The sequence below is a fragment of the Pseudomonas sp. FG86 genome (genome assembly GCF_057808775.1).
The window spans coordinates 1-625 of the sequence record NZ_JBMDIS010000199.1; the positions used below are offsets into that span (position 1 = coordinate 1).

Annotated in this window: 1 protein-coding gene; it reads right to left on the bottom strand. The window is 59.8% G+C overall.

Annotated elements, in window-relative coordinates; all coding sequences use genetic code 11:
• Positions 1-35: 35 nt before the first annotated feature.
• Complete coding sequence (locus ACODSV_RS36300) at positions 36-308, bottom strand: hypothetical protein (protein ID WP_126589109.1); 273 nt, start codon at positions 306-308, stop codon at positions 36-38.
• Positions 309-625 lie beyond the last annotated feature (317 nt).

Here is a 625-nt window from a genome sequence, read left to right on the forward strand (position 1 = left end):
CATCAGGTCGTACTTGGGTCATTTGAAGGTGGGGTTTATGGAGCGCTTACGATGCCGTATGCCCAGCCCTGGGCGTTCTGGTTGCCGACCTTGATCTCTCCGCGTACCACCGACTGGACGCTGACCAGCTCCCAGCCGTCTCGGCCGAGCCGAGACAGCAGTTCTTGGCGCTGCGGATCCTGCAGATAGGCTTGGATGTCCGGCTCGGTCGTAGGCTCCTCGGACTTGAAGATCAGGAAGCTTCTGGTCTGGAGGCGATAGAGCAGAGGGGTGAACTCGGTGCGGTACTCGAAGGCTTGGTGGCTCATGGCGGCTCCTTGGTAGGCGTGAGCTGTCAGGCTTTCAGTGGGACAAGATCTGAGGCAATCGGAAATAGTTGGCCGCTACTGCACCGATTTTCGAAGGGCGGCTACCTGCGCTCGTGCGTTGCTCGTTAGCGCTTAGGCAGTACGCGGCCAAAAGCTGCCTGTTGGAACCACTCCAATGGTCACGCTACGGTCGCCTCGCCGACCTCTACATACCTAAACCCAGAAATGCACATCCGTACCCTGAGGGCCGGGGGACCGCTTCGCGTCACATACCCGAGGCAGGAGCCGTATGCGGTAGTTCCGCACGTACGGATCTG